This window comes from Aerococcus sp. BD502 (assembly GCF_057919555.1).
Window position 1 is genome coordinate 1653955 of the sequence record NZ_CP147972.1, and the last position, 20623, is coordinate 1674577.

Annotated in this window: 18 protein-coding genes; 12 read left to right on the forward strand and 6 right to left on the reverse strand. The window is 45.5% G+C overall.

Features of this window, described 5'->3' with window-relative positions:
- Positions 1-31: 31 nt before the first annotated feature.
- The 10 genes from pepV (at position 32) to WF803_RS07985 (ending at position 11063) form a co-directional block, all read left to right on the forward strand.
- The gene (gene pepV / locus WF803_RS07940; RefSeq protein WP_489610947.1) at positions 32-1423 is read left to right on the forward strand and encodes a dipeptidase PepV; all 1392 of its coding nucleotides are present in this window, start codon (positions 32-34) and stop codon (positions 1421-1423) included.
- A 23-nt stretch (positions 1424-1446) separates the two neighbouring features.
- Entirely contained in the window at positions 1447-2202 is a 756-nt protein-coding gene (locus WF803_RS07945) for a TrmH family RNA methyltransferase (protein WP_489610948.1), read from the forward strand.
- 53 nt (positions 2203-2255) lie between these two features.
- On the forward strand, positions 2256-2780 hold the full coding sequence (locus tag WF803_RS07950) for an HD domain-containing protein (protein WP_489610949.1): 525 nt from the start codon (positions 2256-2258) through the stop codon (positions 2778-2780).
- 24 nt (positions 2781-2804) lie between these two features.
- Positions 2805-3140, forward strand: a complete 336-nt coding sequence (locus WF803_RS07955; protein ID WP_489610950.1) for a winged helix-turn-helix transcriptional regulator — start codon at positions 2805-2807, stop codon at positions 3138-3140.
- Between the two features lie 246 nt (positions 3141-3386).
- Positions 3387-4433: a phenylalanine--tRNA ligase subunit alpha gene (gene pheS / locus WF803_RS07960; protein ID WP_489610951.1), complete on the forward strand. Its 1047-nt coding sequence runs from the start codon at positions 3387-3389 to the stop codon at positions 4431-4433.
- Between the two features lies 1 nt (position 4434).
- Positions 4435-6861: a phenylalanine--tRNA ligase subunit beta gene (gene pheT, locus WF803_RS07965; protein ID WP_489610952.1), complete on the forward strand. Its 2427-nt coding sequence runs from the start codon at positions 4435-4437 to the stop codon at positions 6859-6861.
- Positions 6862-6882: 21 nt separating this feature from the next.
- Positions 6883-7848 (forward strand): phosphate acetyltransferase, encoded by a 966-nt coding sequence (gene pta, locus WF803_RS07970; RefSeq protein WP_489610953.1) that lies wholly within the window; start codon positions 6883-6885, stop codon positions 7846-7848.
- Positions 7849-7878: 30 nt separating this feature from the next.
- Positions 7879-8352, forward strand: coding sequence for a tRNA (adenosine(37)-N6)-threonylcarbamoyltransferase complex ATPase subunit type 1 TsaE (gene tsaE / locus WF803_RS07975; RefSeq protein WP_489610954.1), 474 nt, complete (start codon positions 7879-7881; stop codon positions 8350-8352).
- Positions 8353-8461: 109 nt separating this feature from the next.
- Positions 8462-9403, forward strand: a complete 942-nt coding sequence (murB, locus tag WF803_RS07980) for a UDP-N-acetylmuramate dehydrogenase (RefSeq protein WP_489610955.1) — start codon at positions 8462-8464, stop codon at positions 9401-9403.
- Positions 9384-11063 (forward strand): ABC transporter ATP-binding protein, encoded by a 1680-nt coding sequence (locus WF803_RS07985; protein WP_489610956.1) that lies wholly within the window; start codon positions 9384-9386, stop codon positions 11061-11063. The genes murB and WF803_RS07985 overlap by 20 nt, the downstream gene beginning before the upstream one ends.
- Here WF803_RS07985 and fni read toward each other — a convergent pair.
- From fni to mvk, 4 genes are read right to left on the reverse strand one after another with little or no spacing between them, the layout of a single operon-like run.
- Positions 11038-12150, reverse strand: a complete 1113-nt coding sequence (fni, locus tag WF803_RS07990) for a type 2 isopentenyl-diphosphate Delta-isomerase (protein WP_489610957.1) — start codon at positions 12148-12150, stop codon at positions 11038-11040. The two genes, WF803_RS07985 and fni, sit on opposite strands and share 26 nt — an antisense overlap.
- Entirely contained in the window at positions 12143-13255 is a 1113-nt protein-coding gene (locus WF803_RS07995) for a phosphomevalonate kinase (protein ID WP_489610958.1), read from the reverse strand. Before WF803_RS07995 ends, fni begins: the two co-directional genes overlap by 8 nt.
- Positions 13242-14240 carry a diphosphomevalonate decarboxylase gene (mvaD, locus tag WF803_RS08000; RefSeq protein WP_489610959.1) on the reverse strand — a complete coding sequence of 333 codons (999 nt, stop codon included), beginning with the start codon at positions 14238-14240 and terminating at the stop codon, positions 13242-13244. The genes WF803_RS07995 and mvaD overlap by 14 nt, the downstream gene beginning before the upstream one ends.
- A gap of 23 nt (positions 14241-14263) precedes the next feature.
- Positions 14264-15244, reverse strand: coding sequence for a mevalonate kinase (mvk, locus tag WF803_RS08005; protein WP_489610960.1), 981 nt, complete (start codon positions 15242-15244; stop codon positions 14264-14266).
- A 174-nt stretch (positions 15245-15418) separates the two neighbouring features.
- Between mvk and guaA the strand changes: the two genes are divergently transcribed.
- Positions 15419-16960: a glutamine-hydrolyzing GMP synthase gene (gene guaA, locus WF803_RS08010; protein WP_489611915.1), complete on the forward strand. Its 1542-nt coding sequence runs from the start codon at positions 15419-15421 to the stop codon at positions 16958-16960.
- Positions 16961-17518: 558 nt separating this feature from the next.
- On the opposite strand, the gene WF803_RS08015 is transcribed toward guaA, so the two are convergent.
- Complete coding sequence (locus tag WF803_RS08015) at positions 17519-17947, reverse strand: hypothetical protein (RefSeq protein WP_489610961.1); 429 nt, start codon at positions 17945-17947, stop codon at positions 17519-17521.
- Positions 17948-18724: 777 nt separating this feature from the next.
- On the opposite strand from WF803_RS08015, the gene WF803_RS08020 reads away from it, so the two are divergent.
- Positions 18725-19147: a GNAT family N-acetyltransferase gene (locus WF803_RS08020; RefSeq protein ID WP_489610962.1), complete on the forward strand. Its 423-nt coding sequence runs from the start codon at positions 18725-18727 to the stop codon at positions 19145-19147.
- A gap of 360 nt (positions 19148-19507) precedes the next feature.
- On the opposite strand, the gene argF is transcribed toward WF803_RS08020, so the two are convergent.
- On the reverse strand, positions 19508-20506 hold the full coding sequence (gene argF, locus WF803_RS08025; protein WP_489610963.1) for an ornithine carbamoyltransferase: 999 nt from the start codon (positions 20504-20506) through the stop codon (positions 19508-19510).
- Positions 20507-20623 lie beyond the last annotated feature (117 nt).

Here is a 20623-nt window from a genome sequence, read left to right on the forward strand (position 1 = left end):
ATAGATCATAAATTGGATGGAGGCATAAATGATGTCAATCGATTGGAAAGCAGAAGTCGAAAAACGCCAAGATGAATACTTGGAGGACTTATTTACCTTACTCCGTGTGAATAGTGTGCGCGATGATGAGCACGCTTCTGAAGAAGAACCTGTTGGCTCCGGCCCAAGAAAAGCTTTGGATACTTTCTTAGAAATCGCTGAACGTGACGGTTTTATCACCAAAAATGTGGATAATTTAGCCGGCCGAGTAGAATTCGGCGAGGGGGATGAAACGCTCGGGATCCTCGGCCACGTCGACGTTGTTCCTGTCGATAAGTACTGGGAAACGGATCCTTTCGAACCGGTTATTAAGGACGGTAACCTTTACGCTCGCGGAGCCAGCGACGACAAAGGCCCAACTATGGCAGCTTATTACGCCTTGAAAATTATTCGCGACTTGGACTTACCTTTGAAGAAAAAAGTTCATTTTATCGTCGGTACAGATGAGGAGAGCGGCTGGATGTGCATGGACCGCTACTTTAAAACCGAACCGATGCCAGATTTAGGCTTTTCGCCGGACGCGACTTTCCCTATTATTAATGGTGAAAAGGGCCAATACACAGTTTACTTAGACTTTACAGATCGTGATGAAACTTTGGTTCAGTTTACTGCTGGCCAACGGGAGAATATGGTGCCTGCAGAGGCCAAAGCCCAACTGAAAGGGGTCGCCCTAGCTGACTTGAAAGCTGAAGCTGAAGCTTACAATGATGAAGAGCCGGTTGAAATTACCCTTGAAGAAAGTGATGGCATGGTTTTGGTGCAAGCCAAAGGGAAGGCTGCGCACGGCAGCAATCCTCAACATGGTGAAAATGCAGCCACTCATTTGGCCCGCTTCCTCCTCAAAGCCGTTCCTGCCTTAAAGGAAAATAAATTCCTCCGCTTCCAAGCTGAAAAATTGCACGGCGATTACTTCGGTAAGGAAACGGGTGTGGATCACCATGATGATGTGATGGGGGATTTGACCCTTAACCCTGGGGTTATCCACTGGCTAGAAGGATACCCTCAAATTGTCATTAACATGCGGGTGCCACGTGGCATTAGCTACGGCGATATTGGTGAAAAATTCGATAGCTTAGGCGAAACTTATGGCTTTAAACGGACAGATTCCGATGGCAACCGTGATCCTCACTATGTTAGTGGTGACGATCCCTTGGTCAAAACGCTATTAGCGGCTTATGAAGATCAAACTGGCGAGAAAGGCTATGAGCAAGTGATCGGTGGCGGGACTTATGGTCGCCTCTTCGAACGTGGAGTGGCTTATGGAGCCATGTTCCCAGATACCCCAGATACCATGCACCAAGCCAATGAGTATGCCCGCTTAGACGACTTGTTTACGGCGATGGCGATTTATGCGGATGCCATTTACCGTTTAATCAGTGAATAAAATAGACAGTAATGGAGATTGGTATGCTGACATCGAGGCAAAATAAGAAAATTAAGCATTTAGCGGCTTTGAAGCAAGCAAAGAACCGTAAAAAATTCCAGGAATTTTTGGTGGAAGGACCACACTTGCTGGGGATGGCAAGAGCTTCCTCCTACCAAATTCTAGGGATTTATGCTACCTCTGAAGCTTTCCAACCAGCCTACCAAGCTTATCCCCATGAATTGCTTAGTGAAGAGCTCGCTGATTACCTGAGCGATACTGAAACGACACAAGGCGTCTTTACCCATGTGAAAGCCCCGTCTAATGGGCTTAATTTGACACTTAAAGAAAAGCAAGCTATTGTGTTAATAGATAGCGTTCAGGATCCTGGCAATCTCGGAACAATCATTCGAACTTGCGATGCCTTTAATTTTAGGCAAATTATTCTTGGGCCAGGGACCGTTGATCCTTTTAATGAAAAAGTATTGCGGTCGGCCCAAGGTAGTCATTTTAATGTTCAATTACTGGAAGAAAATCTTAACGAAGCTATCAGAGATTTACAGCAAGTGGGCTATCATGTGGTGGCGACTGCTTTGGATGAGAAAGCGACGCCCTTAGAACACTTTGCTGCACATCAACATAAGCCTTTAGCAGTTATTTTTGGAAATGAGGGTCAAGGCGTTCGACCCGACCTCATTGAAATGGCTAATGAGAGCTTATATATCACTATGTCGGGCCGGCAAGAATCTTTAAATGTAGCCATTGCCGCGGCGATTACACTATATGAGCTAAAGGACTAGGATCCTTAAAATAAATTTTTTTACTAGAGACTGTAAGTGTGGAGTGGTAACACATGACCAAAATGCAAAGTAAACCTTGGGAAGAAGATAAGGCTTATCAGGCCTTAATTCTTGATATCAAAGATCACCCCTTTGTGACCGACCTAAAAGCTTTTAAACAGCACATTTATGGGAATCGTTTGACACATTCCTATCATGTATCTTACTTAGGCTACCGGCTCGCAAAGCGGCTGAACCTTGATTTTCGTGCTGTTGCCCGGGCCGGTTTACTGCATGATTTGTTTTATTACTATCCCGGTGAAGTGACTTTTTCTAAAGGCGGACACTTAAGGAATCATCCTTATATTGCCTTGCAAAATGCGCGTGTTGTCACTGAGCTTAGCGCTAAGGAAGAGGATATTATTTTAAAACATATGTGGCTAGCCAGTCCTCAGCTGCCGCGTTATCGGGAATCTTTTTTGGTGACCTTTGTAGATAAATATGTGGCAGTGGTGGACTTTATCGAGCCCTGCTTTAAAAAAGCATACTTTTGGTGTAAAAAATACATGCTAAGAACCCGTGCACACTTACCAATGTAAGCATAGTGATTGGAGGAAGAAAAGGTGGCTTCAGAAAAACACGTCCCAAGCTTATGCCCTAAATTTGAACGTGCTTTTCAATTGATTGGTAAAAAATGGAATGGCCTTATTATTCAAAGCTTATTTAGGCAGCCATTGCGTTTTGGTGAATTACGCGATAGCATCACCGGTATTTCTGACCGCGTCCTTATTGAACGATTACGCCAGCTAAATGGTTATGGTATGGTTGTAAAGGAAGATGTTGAGGCAGATGGTCGGAAGTATTCTGTCTATCGTTTAACCGAAAAAGGCATGAAATTACAGCCTGTTTTCAATCAATTGCACGATTGGGCAGACGTTTGGATGGAACAAGGAAAATAAGCATTTAATAACCATGACGGAAAAGGCAAAATAGCCGAATGCTTAACAGAGAGGGAAAGACAGCTGAAAATTTTCCAGGCATTTTTATTTTGGTTTTCACTTTCGTCGTTGCTTGCGGGAGATCACGTCAAAAGCAAGCCGGTTGAACCGTTATAGCACTAAAGAACTAGTTCGCTAGTTAAACTAGGGTGGTACCACGAGCTCTCGTCCCTGACGAGGGCTCTTTTTTTATTTAGGAGGGTAAGGATGTTAATTGACCAGCTAAAAGCTATCGAGCAAGAGGTTAATGAGGAAATTTCACAAGCCGAGACGGTAACCACCGTCCAAGATTTGCGTGTTAAGTATTTAGGAAAAAAAGGGCCGATTACCGATGCTTTAAGGAAGATGAAGGATGTGCCCAAAGAAGAACGCCCAAAAGTGGGGGGCTTCGCTAATGAGTTAAAAAACCGTTTAACAAAAAGCTTGCAGGAGAAGGAAGAATATTTAGCCGAAGAGGCTTTAAAAGCTAGTTTAAAGGCTGAGCAAATCGATGTCACTCTGCCCGGGAAGCCGACGAAAATGGGGACCCAACATATTATTAAGCAAGTCATGAGTGATATCGAAGCTTTGTTCATCTCCTTAGGCTATCAGGTGGTGACCGGTCCGGAAGTGGAGAGCGATTATTTTAATTTCCAGCGCATGAATTTACCTGAGGATCACCCCGCGCGAGACATGCAGGATACATTTTATGTGGATGATAAATTTTTACTCCGGACCCATACGTCACCGGTCCAAGCTCGGGTTTTAGACGAGCACGACTTTTCCCGCGGTCCCCTTAAAATGGTGAGTCCAGGCAAGGTTTACCGCCGCGATGCCGATGATGCCACGCACTCTCATCAATTTCATCAAATCGAAGGCTTGGTTTTAGGCCATGAGGTGAGCTTAGCTGACCTTAAGGGGACGCTGGATTTACTGGCGAAGGAACTGTTCGGCTCTGATCGTGAAATTCGCCTACGTCCCAGTTACTTCCCCTTCACAGAACCCTCGGTAGAGGTTGATATCAGCTGCTTTAAATGCAATGGAGCGGGCTGCAATATCTGTAAAGGTAGCGGATGGATTGAAGCTTTGGGAGCGGGCATGGTGCATCCCCGTGTCTTGGAAATGTCTGATATTGATCCTAAAACCTACCAAGGCTTTGCTTTTGGTTTAGGAGCTGATCGACTTGCTATGTTAAAATATGGGATTCCCGATATTCGTTCCTTCTACCAAAATGATTTACGGTTCTTAGAGCAATTTCAAGAAAAGAGGTCTTAACATGTATTTGGCTTATGAATGGCTGGCAGACTTAGTTAACTTACCTGAAATTTCTATTGAAGATTTGGCCGAGCGCCTATCGCGAACAGGCCTCGAGGTTGAAGGCATTGAAACCTTATTAGAGCCGAGTGAAGATCTTGTTGTTGGCCAAGTTTTGGACTGCCAAGCCCACCCCAATGCGGATAAATTATCCATTTGCAAGGTGGATGTGGGCCAAGGTGAGCCTCAAACGATTGTTTGTGGGGCGCCTAACGTAAGGAAAGGTCTCAAAGTGATCACCGCCTTACCGGGGGCCAAACTGCCGGGAAATTTGACCATCGCCGTCAGCGAACTCCGCGGGGTAACCTCAAGTGGCATGTTTTGTAGTTTGCGTGAATTGGGCTTTCCTAATGACGTCATCCCAGCTAAATATAGTGACGGCATCATGGAATTGCCGGCGGACACGTCTGTGGGGGAAAAAATAACGGATTTAATGAAGTTATCCGACCCTATTTTAGATATTGATTTAACCCCTAACCGGGCTGATGCCCTATCTTACCGGGGCACGGCTTACGAATTAGCAGCCATCTATGATGAAAAACTTAAATTTGCGCATAAACCAGCGCAAACAGAAGCCCTAAAATCCTTGAAGGCTTGGTCAGTTACGATTTCTGATCCAGAATTATGCCCGGAATACAATGCTTTATTGATTCAAGGAGTGAAGGTCCAGGAGAGCCCCTTGTGGTTGCAAACCCGCCTCATGAAATCCGGCATCCGTCCCATTAATAATGTGGTCGATGCGACAAATTACATTCTCTTAGAATATGGCCAGCCCCTGCATGCCTTTGATGCGGACGCTTTACCTGGCCAAAATATGGGTGTGCGCCTGGCCCAAACGGGTGAAAAATTGACCACTTTGGATGGCCAAGAACACAGCCTCGCCAGCAGTGATCTTGTCGTTACAGCTTGCGAGCAACCAGTAGCCTTAGCGGGTGTGATGGGTGGCTTGGCGACTGAAGTCACAGAAAAAACAACCAATGTCTTGATTGAAGCGGCTAGCTTCGAACGCATTCATGTGCGGAAAACCGCCCAGCGTTATCACTTGCGTAGTGAAGCCAGCATCCGAAATGAACGCGGTATTGATGAAAGTCAAATTTTATCTGCTGGCCTGGCCTGTGTGGACATTTTACAAGGGATTCAGCCTACGGTTAAACTGCAGGGTGGGCAAAGAGAGAGTACGGTGCCAGAAGCGAATAGGCAAATCACCACCTCAACAGCCTACATTAATCAACTGCTCGGCACAACCTTAGGCTATGAAGAGATGAAAGGGCTCTTGGAACGTTTGCAGTTTGAAGTCAGAGGCAGTGCCGAAGCCTTTACGGTAGAAATTCCCAAACGCCGCCATGATGTGAGCGTGCCGGCAGATTTAGCTGAGGAAGTGGGGCGCCTATACGGCTATGACCATTTGCCTAGTCAACTGCCTAGTGTCCAAGGTTATGAATTGGGTTATACGACCACCCAAGCTTTAGAGCAGCGGGCTGGTCAGAGCTTGCGGGCCCTAGGCTTCGACGAAGTGGTGACTTATTCCTTAACAAGTCAGGCTAAGGAAAGTATACTCAAGCAAAACAAGCTCCAGCCGATTGCCTTAGCAATGCCGATGAGCCAAGATCACAGTGTTTTAAAAACTAATTTACTCACCGGTCTTTTAGATATTGCCCAGTATAATTTAGCCCGCAAGCGCCAGGAAGTCATGATTTATGAATTAGGAACCTTGCATTATTGGGAGAAAGCCCATGAAAGCCGGGGCCGGGTGAATCATTTAGCTGGGCTTTGGACGGGGTCGCAGGAGAAAACCTGGGACGTTCCGGAAGAACAGCCTGACTTCTATGCCCTCAAAGGCAAGCTGAATGCATTCTTTGCCCAGCTACCACTAAGAGGGGAATTGCGCTATGAGCCCGAAACAGCTTATGTGGATATGCATCCTGGTCGGACAGCGCGTATCGTGTTAAAAACCGAGCAAGCAAAAGTGGCGCTCGGCTACTTGGGCCAACTGCATCCGAAATGTGCTAAAGCCTATGACTTGCCCCGGGAAACTTATGGCTTCGAATTAAATATGCAGCTACTAGTTCAGCATGCCGATAAGGAAGTCACCTACCAGGAGGTACCGAAATATCCTGGGATTAGCCGTGACTTGGCTTTTGTGGTGGCTGAAGATGTGCCTAACCAGGCCCTTGTTGATCTCATTACTGAGCTCGGCCAGCCTTACCTCAAGTCGGTTCAGGTGTTTGATCTCTACCAAGGTGATAATATTGAGACAGGGAAGAAGTCTATGGCCTACCAGCTCTTCTATCAAAATACCGCTGGAACCCTAGTGGATGAAGAGGTCAGTGCCAATGTGCAAGCCATTAGTCAAGCTTTGATTGAAAAATTTGCTGCTAGCGTGCGTTAGAAACTGAGAGGGGAATTTGCCGTGTTCAAAAGTTTAAAAGAAAAAATTGCTGCCTCGAAAAAAAAGATTGTTTTTCCCGAGGGAACCGATCCTAGGATTTTACATGCTGCTTGCCGCCTCCAGCAAGAAGACTTACTCGAGCCCATTCTTTTGGGCTCTCGTGATGCCATTTTAGCCATTGGAAAAAAATTAGGCTTGCGGCTCGCTGATCTAACCATTATTGATCCGCAAACTTATGAAGGGCAAGCAGAGATGTTAGAGGCCTTCCTAGAGCGCCGGCGAGGGAAGGCAACGCGTGAAGAGGGTGAGAAGTTATTGCAGGATGAGAATTACTTTGGCACGATGTTAGTTTACCTGCATCAAGCTGATGGCTTGGTTTCTGGCGCTGTTCATACGACTGGCGAAACCGTGCGTCCAGCCCTGCAAATTATTAAAGCTAAGCCGGATTACAAGGTCGTTTCTGGGGCCTTCCTCATGCTTAGAGAAGAAGAGCAATATTTGTTTGCGGATTGTGCCTTGAACATTGATCCGGATGCCGAAACCTTGGCGGATATTGCCTTAGCTTCTGCCGATACGGCCCGGCAATTTGGCTTAGACCCCCGGGTCGCCATGCTAAGTTTCTCCTCCAAAGGTTCCGCTAAAAGTGCTGGGCAAGAGAAAATGGCCCAAGCCACGCAAATGGCCCTAGAACGGGCGCCTGAAGGCTTGAAATTGGATGGCGAATTGCAATTTGATGCGGCCTTTGTGCCAGCCGTCGCCCAGCAAAAAGCCCCAAACTCTGTTTTGGGCGGCAAGGCCAATGTCTTCATTTTCCCGGATATTCAGGCAGGAAATATTGGTTATAAAATTGCCCAACGGCTGGGAAATTTTGAAGCGATTGGCCCTATTTTACAGGGGATGAATCAACCTATTTCTGACCTTTCACGGGGCTGTAATGAAGAAGATGTCTATAAATTAGCGATCATTACCGCCGCCCAAGCATTGTAGCTAAGAGGCAGAAGCAATAAAGGAGTCGTTATGGCAAAGAAAATTGTATGGCAAGATGAAAACAGGACGGCAGCTTTTGCTGAAGATTTTGCCCCGGCCTTAAAAACGGGAGATGTGTTGTGCCTCGAAGGTGATTTGGGTATTGGAAAAACCACTTTCACCCGCTACCTTGCCAGAGCTTTGGGGGTAGGAGCTGCTGTCAAGAGTCCAACTTACACGATTGTTCGTGAATATGAAGGGGAAAATTTCCCAATTTACCATATCGATGCATATCGCTTAGAAGAAACTGGGGCTGAAGACGTGGGCCTAGCGGATTACTTGGATAGTGATGGGCTTTGTGTGATTGAATGGCCGCAATTTATTCAAGACGAGTTGCCTCTCAATTACCTTTGGCTAAAGCTTACGCGCCAAGGAGACGGGGAGCGTCAACTGACGGTTGAAGGCGTGGGCCCACGTGGCCAGCAATTGGAACGCTTATTGGAAGCTAGTAGCTGGGCAGAATAGAGGTCTCAATGAGAAGTTTAAGGGACGTGGAAGCCGCTACTTTTCACGCTTCCTCTCTTTGTGATATGATAAGTTCAACTTTTAATAAAAGAAAAAGGGTGACGGCAAGATGGTATTTAAAAAATTCAAAGAACAATTTAATGATGTGGATATGAAATTTAATGAACCACTGAAGCATTATTCATACACAGAAACGGGTGGTCCTGGTGATGTTTTAGTTTTTCCTAAAACGATCGACCAAGTGGAGCGTCTGGTCCAATATGCCCACCAAGAGAAAATACCTTTAACCGTCATTGGTAATGCCAGTAACCTCATTATTCGTGAAGCTGGCATTCAGGGCATTGTCCTCGTCTTAACAAAATTATGCCAGCTCAAAGTTGAAGGAGAAAAATTGCTTGCCGAAGCAGGCGCCGGCCTAATTCAAGCCAGTCAATTGGCGACGGAGCATCATTTAACGGGCTTAGAATTTGCTTGTGGTATTCCAGGTAGTCTGGGGGGCGCCATTTTTATGAATGCCGGCGCTTACGGTGGTGAAATGTCCCACATTGTCGATAGTATTGAGGTGATTACTCAGGCTGGAGAGTTAAAAACAATCCCTCGTGAAGCTTTGCATTTCAGCTATCGGCACTCTGTTGTTCGGGAGACCGGAGACATTGTCGTCCGTGTCACGATGGCTTTAAGCAAGGGGAATATTTCTGAAATCAAGGAGACCGTCGCCACTTTGACTGAGTTGCGTGAAAATCGCCAGCCTTTAGAATTGCCTTCTTGTGGGAGTGTCTTTAAGCGTCCCGAAGGCTTATATCCAGGTGCCTTAATTCAAAAAGCTGGCCTACAGGGCTTTCAAATTGGGGGTGCCCAAGTATCGACGAAACATGCGGGCTTCATCGTTAATGTCGATCATGCCACGGCCAGTGACTACTTGGCTGTTATTCAGGCCGTTCAAAAGAAAGTCGCCGAAGAATTTGCGGTCGAGCTACAGCCGGAGGTATTAATTATTGGAAGGGAAACAGCCAATAGGGAGGGCTTGGAAGATGAAGAAACGTTGGATTGAGTTTAAGGACTATTCCTTTACTTATGCTGGCCGGCCTGAGCCGGCCTTAAAGGATATTGATTTATCGATCAATTACGGGGAAAAAGTCTTAATTTTAGGGGAAAATGGCTCGGGGAAAACGAGCCTGTTGCGGGCCTTGGCCGGTGAATTGGGTGGTGAAAAATACCCTGGTGAAGTTAATGGCACATTAATAGTGAATGATGAAGGAGTGCCGCAGGCCGATAAACAGATTGCTAAATATTTTGGTGATTTGAATAGCAATCAAGAATTGCATTACCAAGGGCAAAGTTCGGATTCCTTTGCGGGCCGTTTGTGGTCCTTACTCGCACCTGTGCCCGAGCCGACTAGGCAGAAAACGCTGGCAGAGTTATCCGCTGGTGAGCAGGACATGTATCGCTTCATTGAAATGGTGGAAGCCAAAGAACCCGTTTATATTTTTGACGAACCGTTAGCTAATTTAGCCCCGCGGACGAGTCGCCGTTTCATTGAAATTTTGGATGACTTTTATGTCCAAACCGCCGCAACCGTTATCATTGCAGCCCACCGCATGGAACCCATGATGTATCGTCATATCGATCGGGTGATTGTCCTCCTGAATGGTAGTATCATTTTCCAAGGCAGTTTGGATAGTTTACTGCACAATGATGTTTTAGGGGACTTGAATATTCGTGAGCCACTCTACATCACGGCCATGCGCTACGCCGGTTATCCTTTCCACCAGTTAAAAAATATTAGTAATGTGGAAAAAATCCACGGGCCTCATCTCCGGGCGACGATGGAAAATTGGGTCGCTTCGATTCCCAGTTTTCGCTTCCGCCAGTCGCGGGAGACTCTTTTTGAGATGAGTGATGTGTCTTACTTTTTCGCCGGACAAAAGCAAGGGGTTCGCGATGTCTCCTTGAAAGTTCAACGGGGTGAAATGATCAGTATTGCGGGGGACAATGGTGCGGGAAAGTCGACCTTAGCCCGCCTCATTAGTGGGGATTTACAACCCATGAGTGGTGCCATGCAATGGTACGGAGGCTACCGGCGTACGGGCCAGGCTGGTCAGCGGCCGAATATCAGTTATATTCCCCATAATTTTGAAAAGCTACTCACGGAAAGAACCGTTGGGGAACAAGTTCATGAAAGTTTGCGCCACGAAAATTTATTAGTTGAGGAAAAAAATGAAAGGGCTCATGCGGCACTCTATGCCATGGGCTTATGGTTTGCGCGCGAAATGCCCATTCGCTTTTTAAGTTATGGACAAAAAAAGCGCCTGGTCTTAGCTTGTGCTTTAGCTACTGAACCAGAGCTTTTAATTATTGATGAGCCGACCGAAGGCCAAGACTCCAAACATTATATTGAATTTATGGGCTACCTCTACCGGGTGAATCAACAGCATAATATTGCCTTAATTATTAATTCCCATGATATTGAAGTCATGTTATCTTACACCCGACGCACCTTAGTCATGGCTGCCGGCGAGTTAATCGCCGATGATGTTCCGGTGCAGGTAGCCACCAATCCCTATCTGATGAAACGGTCGGGCTTGAAAGAAACAAGTTTAGCTCGCTTTGCCCGCACGATTGGGCTGGTGGATCCTTATAATTTTATTCAAAAATTTATGGACTATGACCGAGAAATTAAGCAGGTTAATTCTCTGGGTGCGGAGCTTTAGTTTTTGTTGTTAGCTTTTTTTGCCTGCGGCGGCAAGCGAGCTTCTGATAGGGTAATTGCCGGGCTTGGCACCAGGCGGCGGTTTCATTTAAAATAACCAAATCAGTCGCTGTTAGGTCATGGGTTGTTTTCGCATCCAGGAGGAGGTAGATGGTGCGGAGTTCCTCCTTCAAGCCTTCGACGCGGGCAATGGTCTTATCCACGCCCTCCCTTAAAATATGCTTCAGGAAAAAGCCACTGAGGCCGACGAGGCGGGCGCCCAAAGCTAAGCATTTGACTATTTCTAGGGCTGTCGTCACCCCACCTGAAGCAAGGATCGTTGTTTGGTTTAGGTAAGTTTGAGCTTCGAGTAAGCTAATTAAGGTGCTCTGCCCCCAAGTGGTTAGTTCATTAAGCTCACGCTTTTCGCGGCGGATATTTTCCAGCTCCGCAAAATTGGTCCCACCCCGACCGCTCACATCAATAGCAGCAATCGGCAGGGTGAGCAATTCGTCAATTGTTTCTTGGCTCATCCCAAAGCCCACTTCCTTGACCACGAGAGGGAGTGGGCATTTTTTTGCGATTTCAGCTAAGTGTGGATAGGCCTGTTGGAAATTGCGGTCACCTTCAGGCATAATTAATTCTTGCGGGGTGTTGAGGTGAATTTGCAGGGCATCAGCAGCCAGCAGGTTGATTGCTTTTTCGGCTTCCGCCCAGCTTTTATCCATGCCCAAGTTCGCAAACAGGAAGCCCTCTGGGTGAGTAGCGCGAATAATCTCGTAGCTTTTTTCATACTGAGGCTCTTTTAAAGCGGCACTAACGGAACCGGAAGCCATCGGTAATTGGCATTCCCGAGCGACAATGGCCAGGTTACGGTTCACTTCTTCGGCCCAAGAACTCCCCCCGGTCATGGCATTAATATAAAAAGGATAGGGGAAAGTACGACCAAAACAGGTGGTACTTAAATCAATATCTGCTTGATTGAGGTGGGGGATGGCATGGTGGACGAAACAAGCATCCGCAAAAGGCGAATCGGGTTGACGTTTTTCACGAGCTTGGTAGGTGGCCAAAGCTAATTTCATATGCATATCCTTACGATGACTAGTCATGGGAAGCTCCTTCCTGGTAGAACTTAAGATCAAGATAACGCAGGCCCGCTGCCTGCAGCTCTTTCTTAAACTGTTCAGCGGCGGTTTTATTTTTTGCGATGGCCAGGGAACAGTCCCCACCGCCAGCCCCTGATATTTTCCAGGCTAAATTTTTCTGGTGCTGCACAAGTCGGCGCACCTTTTGAAAAGATTGAGTATCATAATTTTTTCCCCGCCGCTGTGTATAGGCTAATAGCAAGTCAGCGAGTTGCTCACTGGCCTTTTTAAATTTGGAAAAATTAGCGGTGGATATGGCTTTCTTTTGCTTAAGCACATAGTTTTGACTTTCTTTTTGAAAGATTTTTTCCCAAGTGGGGGTGAGCGGCTGACCCTCTTTTAGGAGGCGGCTCGTGGAGCTGGCTTCTTGATCCCAATGCACCACTACGGACCACTCTTCGGGCCAGGGGAGAGTCTGAATGCTTAGGTTTGGCCAATCTTGGTTAAGATAAGATTCCAGTTGCCGGTTGCTGAGTTTGTGAGTGGGGGCGAAGTCACTGTGATTGAAATTTTGATAAGCGACACAACCCGTGAAGGCGGCTGCTGCCAAATCCGCATAGGAGCCGGCCATCTGCAGGCTGCTTTGGCAAAGGACAGCCAATTTAAAAAGCAGGAGAGCATCAGCTGGTTGCAAATACTCGGGCAATAGACCATGGTAGGTTAAAATGCCACGGATAACGCCGACCGTAACAGCGGCACTCGACCCTAACCCATATTTTTGCTTGGTGGTTGGGTCCTCCAACTGAGAGGTTAAGCTTAAACGGTAGGGGGCTAAAGTTTTCCTGCCCTGGAGGTCCAAATACTGATGGGCGATGTCTTGGGCCTTAAGCATCAGAGCAAAACGTTCATCCTTATCCTTTTCTTTAAGGTTTTGCTTGGTCGTTTTCAAATTAAAGGTGATGGTTTCCCCTCGGTGCTGGGTGAGCAATTGGTAATGCCTGGCAGGGGTAAGTTTGACCTCTAAAAAAGCATCTAAAGTAAGCACTAAGGCGGCTTGCTTTGGATGCATGATAGCATATTCTCCTCCTAAAAATAACTTGCCGGGAATGCGGATTTTAATGTTTTTCATAGGGCCACGCTTCTAAAGAATGAATCCCCGGACCAGCTTCCGTGGGAATAATGCGTTTGGGAGCTAGAAAGTCCTTTAGGGAACTGACAACTTTGCCTTGGTCTTTTTTCTGGCATAAAATTTTAACATTGGGGCCAGCATCCATCGTGTAGTAAGCCGAAATACCAGCAGCACGCATTTTTTGCACGGCTTGAATAACCTCCATGGTCCCTGGTTCAAAGTAGGACAAGACTGGGTCACTGGCGAGCATGGTCGCATGCATGCGCATGGCATTGCTTTCCATAATTTCGCCTACGCGCATAAAATCCTCGGCTGCTAAGGCCCTTTCCAAGGCCTGGCATTGCTTTTCCGCAGTTCTTGGCCAAAGGGTATAGTAGGGGGATGTTTTTCGGGTATGGGCCATACCTGCTCGGGAACTCATTGCTTTTTTACCGGCATTGACTAGGGCAATGACCATGCTGTAGTTAAAGGCGGAAACCGGAAGGGGATAAGCTCGACTGGAGGAGTGATCTTGGCCTTTTTCCCATTTGACAAAGCCTCCGAAAATACTACGGGTCGCTGAACCTGACCCTCGGCGGGCAAAAGTCGAAAGTTCGCTATCAGAGAGGTCTAAGGCTAAGGCGTCCCGGCAGGCGCCAGCAAGCGCAGCATAAGCGCTAGCGGAACTGGCTAGCCCAGCTGCTGTGGGCACATGATTGTAGCTTTCAACACAGGCTTTAGCTGTAGAACCTGCCTTTTGCCGAAATAAATCAAGAAATTGAGTTAGTTTAAGCACTTCCTCGGCCCTTTGTTTGACGCCATCCAGGTAAAAATGGTCTTCAGTCAAGGCTGAATCGAAGCTGACGCGAGTATCCGTATATAAAGCCGCAAGGGTGAGGGAAAGGCTACTATTCATGGGGATGAATAGCTCTTCGTCTTTCTTCCCCCAGTATTTAATGAGGGCAATATTCGCATGGGCCCGGCAGGTACCCACCAATTGAGTCATGGCTGTCTCTCCTTTCTTTGGCCTTACTGGCTAATTAATGGTACAAGCCAAGTTTGTTCGGCCAGTTGGGCGGTTTTAATTTTTTCTTGTAACTTTTGGGCTTCCGCTAGATTTTTGCAGAGGCTAAAACTGCAGCCACCTCCGCCGCCCCCGGTTAATTTGCTTGCCCCTGCACCCCAAGCCTGGCTTTGGTAGACCAATTCATCTAATTCTGGGCTGGAAACTTGAATACTTTGCAAGGCCTGGTGATTCGCTTGAATAGCCTGGCAGAGTTCTTCATAAATTTTAGGGGGCTTGGGACCAATCGCTGCTGGGGTAAAATAGCCTAATAAGGTTTGGATACGCTTAGAAAGGCTGCCCATGCGCTCAATAATGTGTCTAGTCGCTAAGCGCCGCGTGGGATAATGGCTGTGGTAAGCATTGCCGACCGCCGACACAGAGGCTTTCGTATTTCCCTCAATGCCCGTATTATTGAGCAGCAGCCAGTAAGGTGTCTTAAAGGCGAAGGGTTTTAGCGGTTTTTCTTTCTGGTAGGCCAGGCCAATATTTCTAGCAATTAAACGCACATCGAGGCCGCTAGGATTACCGTGGCTAATGGTTTCAGCTAAGTCTGCATACTCAAGCAATTGTTCTTCGCTTAAAGCCATTTGGTAATAGGAAAAATAAGCGCGCACAAAAGCAATTGCCGTGGCAGCCGAACTGCCTAGGCCACGTTCCGTGGGGATATTACTGTTGATATTAATATGAACGAGTCGTTCGCTATGCTTAAAATCTCGGTTTAAGCGTTCGAATAAAATTTTTAGATTTAAAAGTGCATCTGGTGCTAGGCCAAAAGGCCCTTCATAGAGCGATGAGGAAATGGTAGAGCAATGTTCTGCTGGTGTGAGTTCGATTTGGCATTTAACTGCCCGAAAAGGCATCGCTAGGGCTAAAGCCCCGTAGACGACACTGTGTTCACCGGTAAGAATCAATTTACCATAAGCCTCACCGAAACCTTTATTCATTTTCTCACTTCCTATTCCTTTCTATTGTATCGAAGATGAGGAGGGAAGGGAATGGAGTCGCAGGCTTTTTGCCTAATAATTTGATAAATATTGCAAGAAACGAGATTTAACGGTAAAATTTAAACGAGGAAAAGATTAAAAAAAGGAAGTGAGCTTGTGTCTGAAATTGATCGCATGCATGACGTGGAAAAAATCGTTGTGCTAGACTTCGGTAGTCAGTATAATCAGCTTATTACACGGCGCATTCGTGAAATGGGCGTTTATTCAGAATTGCATTCGCATAAAACGACAGCAGCAGATGTTAAAGCTATGGGCCAAGTCAAAGGAATTATTCTCTCTGGTGGCCCCAGCTCGGTTAATGATGAAGGGGCCTTGGATATTGACCCGAGCCTCTATAACTTAAATATACCGATCTTAGGGGTGTGCTATGGGATGCAACTTTTGGCCAAGCAATTCGGTGGCCGCGTAGAGCCGTCCAATCAGCGTGAGTATGGTCAGCAAATGCTCTCCGTTTTGCGCCAGTCGAGTCCTTTATTCTCTGGCCTTGCTCAAGAGGAAAAAGTTTTGATGAGCCATGGGGACCGGGTGAGCGAGTTACCAGAAGCTTTTGAAATTGTCGCTAAAGCTAGCCATAGTCCCATAGCGGCCTTTGAGTCCTTAGAGAAAAAAGTTTTTGGGGTACAATTCCACCCCGAGGTTCGCGCCTCGGAGCATGGCCAGGAGCTCTTAAGAAACTTTGTCTTCAATATTTGCCAAGCCCGGGGCGACTGGACCATGGAAGACTTTATCGCGATTAAAATCGATGAAATTCGTGAATTGGTGGGCGACCGTCAAGTCCTCTTAGGCCTGTCCGGCGGTGTTGATTCCTCAGTCGTTGGGGTTTTATTAGAAAAAGCCATCGGGGAGCAATTGACCTGTATTTTTGTCGATCATGGCTTCTTGCGTGAAGGCGAAGTCGAGCAAGTGATGGACACATTAGGTGGCAAATTTGGCCTCAATATTATTCCCGTGGATGCCAAAGAACGCTTCCTCAGTAAATTAAAAGGGGTCAGCGATCCCGAAAAGAAACGGCAAATTATCGGCAATGAATTCGTCTACGTTTTTGATGATGAAGCTCATAAGCTTGACGGTATTGACTTCCTGGCCCAAGGGACCTTGTATACCGATGTGATTGAATCCGGTACGGAAACTGCTCAAACTATCAAGTCCCACCACAATGTCGGGGGCTTGCCTGAAGATATGCAATTTACCCTGATTGAACCCCTTAATACGCTCTTTAAGGATGAAGTTCGGGCCCTGGGGACGACCCTTGGCATGCCTGATGAAATTGTATGGCGGCAACCTTTCCCTGGTCCCGGCTTAGCTATTCGGGTGATCGGCGAGATCACAGAGGAAAAATTGCGGATCGTGCGGGCGTCTGATGCGATTTTGCGCGAAGAAATTGCTAAAAATGGCCTGGACCGCGATGTCTGGCAGTATTTCACGGTTCTCCCTGGTTTCCGGTCGGTAGGCGTCATGGGTGATCAGCGGACTTATGATTACACCATTGGTATCCGTGCGATTACCTCCGTGGACGGCATGACCGCTGAATGGGCTCGCTTGCCTTATGAATTACTCGATCATATTAGTCACCGCATTGTTAATGAGGTGCGAGGCATCAACCGCGTTGTGTACGATATCACGAGTAAACCACCAGCAACGATTGAGTGGGAATAAATAGCTAATATGATATAGATAGGGAAATTCAACATTTGTCAGCTGCTAAATAGCTTTATTTCATTAAAAATGATATATTTCCCTACTCAAAATCCCTTGTCTAATTATCGTTTGACAAGGGTTTTCTTATTTTCAATACTTTTTTGACTTAGGAGCCTAGCATTTGCTAAATGATTTTAAACAATGGCAGAGAATCCTTTTTTCAGATAAAGTCCATATCATCGCATTAAAATAAAAGGCAAGTTGTAATATCATGGGGACCTTCAAAAACAAAAAATCATGTTTTATGATTAAACTAAATTTGAGGTGCTGTAATAAGAAGACGCTGAGTGGCTTTTCCTACACCTCTTATTCTTGCTACGAAGTGGTCAAAATTAGGCTTGGCTTAACGCCTAGCCAGCCAAAGTTTTAATGGGCAAAGCGCCTAACAAGAACTCGAAAAAATCTCTTCTCAGCCGCAGCTGGGAAGATTTTTTTGAGTCACTTTGAGACTAATTATTTAGTTATCAGAAAGGACTCATTTGAATCTTGAAATCTATCTTTTATATTAATAGTTATCTATTTTTTTGTTTCAAAATTTCTTCCACAATTTATACAATGGTAGTAGCGTTTTTCTTTCTTTCCAAAAAATCCTGCGAGGAATCCTATTTTACCTAAAAATAGCATACCACCAAGGGCTTTCCCTGTTGAAAATGCTTGGCAATCTTTTCGTATAAATTGCTTACTCATGGAGCCGCAATATGGGCACCTTATTTTTTTCGCATCATATGCGGTTTCTTCTAAGCCTTCACCGGCAGCAATAAATTTAGCTAAGAAGTTCATGGTCGAACCTTTTGCTGTTCCATAGGTGTTAATGTAATATTTTCGGTTAATAAGGTATAATAATGCAATGAGTAGTAAACACACGAAGACTAGTGGCTGTCCCCATTCTGGAATAGTAAAATAAAGAAATATTAAAAACATGATAATAGTTAGCAGCAGACACATATCCTTCTTCCTTTCTTACGGCCTGGCCTCACTTCAAATGTTAGAATGTTGGCAAAAAATCAAGAAAGCTAAAAATTATTAAATTAAGCAGGTTAGCAGGGGTGTCAAATCTGATCGTTTGAAATGAGGCTATTTCTGAAAGCTGAATTTTGGAGAATAAAGTTTCAACTTTTTCATTTGATCTCCTTCAGTAGCAAATTGGGGAAATAGCCGTTAAGAGGTAGCAAAGGTACCGGACGCCTATTACTCCAACTCTTTATATGAAAGAATTAGTTATTTTAGATAAGGAGTGTAATATACTAGAAAAACTGTATTAGTGCCAATAGAAACAGCTCAATATACTGTGCATTTTGTCATCATTATAAGCTTCTTTAGAGTAATGATACAGGAAAATAAACTGGGAATATGCAGATAAAGACCTTGCATTAGTTTGGGTAATAACACTTCATAAAGCTTAGGTGGGGTATGAAATGCTCATCTTTAGTAAGCAAAAGCTTATTCTTTTTGTCAGGGAGGAAGGCAAGCTTGGTGATGATGATATGAAGAAATGGATGTAATTGAAAGAACAAAAGAGATGGGAGGTAATTTTCCGGGCTAGAAATGATGATAGAAGATAGAAATTCTAGTGAGAAAGGAAGACTTATTTGATCGTATCCAGAGCTAATTGAAGAAGATTCTAGGAGGCTAAAGAGTAGAAATGCTAAAAATGGAGTAAAAAGTTGAATAGAAATGGCACGGACTTGTTATAGGAAAATTCTATCCTGACAGGAGGACACCATGAGAAATTTAGATATTCAAATTAAAGACGACCAGCTACCCAGATTAGACCAAGTGCTAAGTCTTTATCAAGATGTTGGCTGGACAGCCTATACAAGGGCGCCACATGTACTATGGGAAGGACTGAAGTGCTCACTCAAAGTATGGACAGCTTGGCAAGGAGACCAACTAGTTGGCCTAGCCCGGGTTGTTGGTGATGGGAAAACGATAGTCTACCTGCAGGATCTCTTGGTTTTGGAGACTTACCAGCGTCAAGGCATCGGGAGTTCTTTATTAGAATTAGTGGTCGCTACTTATCGAAGCGTTCGTCAAATTATTTTACTTAGTGATGATACTTCAGAGAGCGGTCAATTCTATAAAAAAAATGGTTTTAAACCTGTCTCTAGGAAGGGGTGCATCGCCTGGATACACGAAGTGAGCTGAATTGAGGATATGAAATAACAAAAGTTTCTGAAGCAAAAGTGGGCATGGGCTGTGCATTGACAAATAAGTCGCATGAGATTGGTCCTTTTGTCGGTACGGCTTTTAGCTTTGTTTATTTTAATTGCTTGGTATTATTTGCTATCAAGGAGTTGAGGTCTAAAAGGAGTAAAAAGGTTAAGACAGTAAAAAATATTAAGGATTTATTATAAAATTATTTTCTATATATCAATGAACAAATTGTTGAAATGATTGACTCAGTTAATAAAAAACAGTTAATTCCAAACTTCGTTGGATTAACTGTTTTCAATATTTCAGGCTAGCCTGGTCTATCCTCAAGAATTATTGTGCCGAGCTACGGAGCTATTCGCCTAAGGTAGCAACCATGACGGCTTTAATGGTGTGCATGCGGTTTTCGGCTTCTTGGAAAACGTAGGATTGCTCACTTTCAAAGACTTCATCCGTCACTTCCATTTCTTTCAGGCCATATTTTTCATAGATTGCTTGGCCAGTCGTCGTATCGGTATTATGGAAGCTGGGTAGGCAGTGGAGGAAGATCGTATTTTTGTTGCCTGTTTGTGCCATCACTTCTTTGGTGACGCGGTAGGGTTCCAGCAATTTGATGCGCTTGCGCCAAATATCTTCAGGTTCGCCCATGGATACCCAAACGTCGGTATAAATAACGTCAGCACCTTTCACACCTTCAGCAATATCTTCTGTGAAGGTCAGCTTGGCGCCGGATTTTTCAGCGAAGGCCTGGCATTTTTCAATGAAGTCTTCACTAGGATAGAGTTCTTTCGGTCCGACTAAGGTGAAAGGCATCCCTACAATGGCTGCTCCTAAGAGTAGGGCCCGGGTCACATTATTTTCACCAATACCCACAAAGGCGAAGTGGATATCTTCATAGTCTTTGTTAAGCACTTCCTTGGCCGTCATGAAGTCAGCGAGCACTTGGGTCGGATGATCGCCGTTGGTTAGGCCATTCCAAACGGGAACACCAGCATTTTCCGCCAGTTCTTCAACGATACTATCTTCAAAACCGCGGTATTCAATCCCGTCATACATGCCTCCTAGAACGCGAGCCGTGTCTTTGGCCGTTTCTTTATTACCGAGCTGGCTGCCGGTCGGCCCTAAATAGGTGACGTGAGCGCCTTGGTCATGGGCGGCCACTTCGAAGGCACAACGCGTCCGGGTGGAATTTTTTTCAAAAATTAAGGCGATATTTTTGCCGGTTAAGCGTGGCTGTTCGGTCCCCGTATACTTAGCGGTTTTTAGATCTTGGGCGAGTTGCAGGAGGAAGAGGATTTCCTTCTTGCTATAATCCGCTAAGGTTAGGAAGTGACGATTGCGCAAGTTATACATACAGATCTCTCCTTTATCTTAATGCTTTAAGTATAGGCCTCTTTCCCAAAAACTGCAAGGGTTTACTTGACTTTCATGATAGGCTGGAGAGGCTTATTTTTTAAAACATAAAAACCA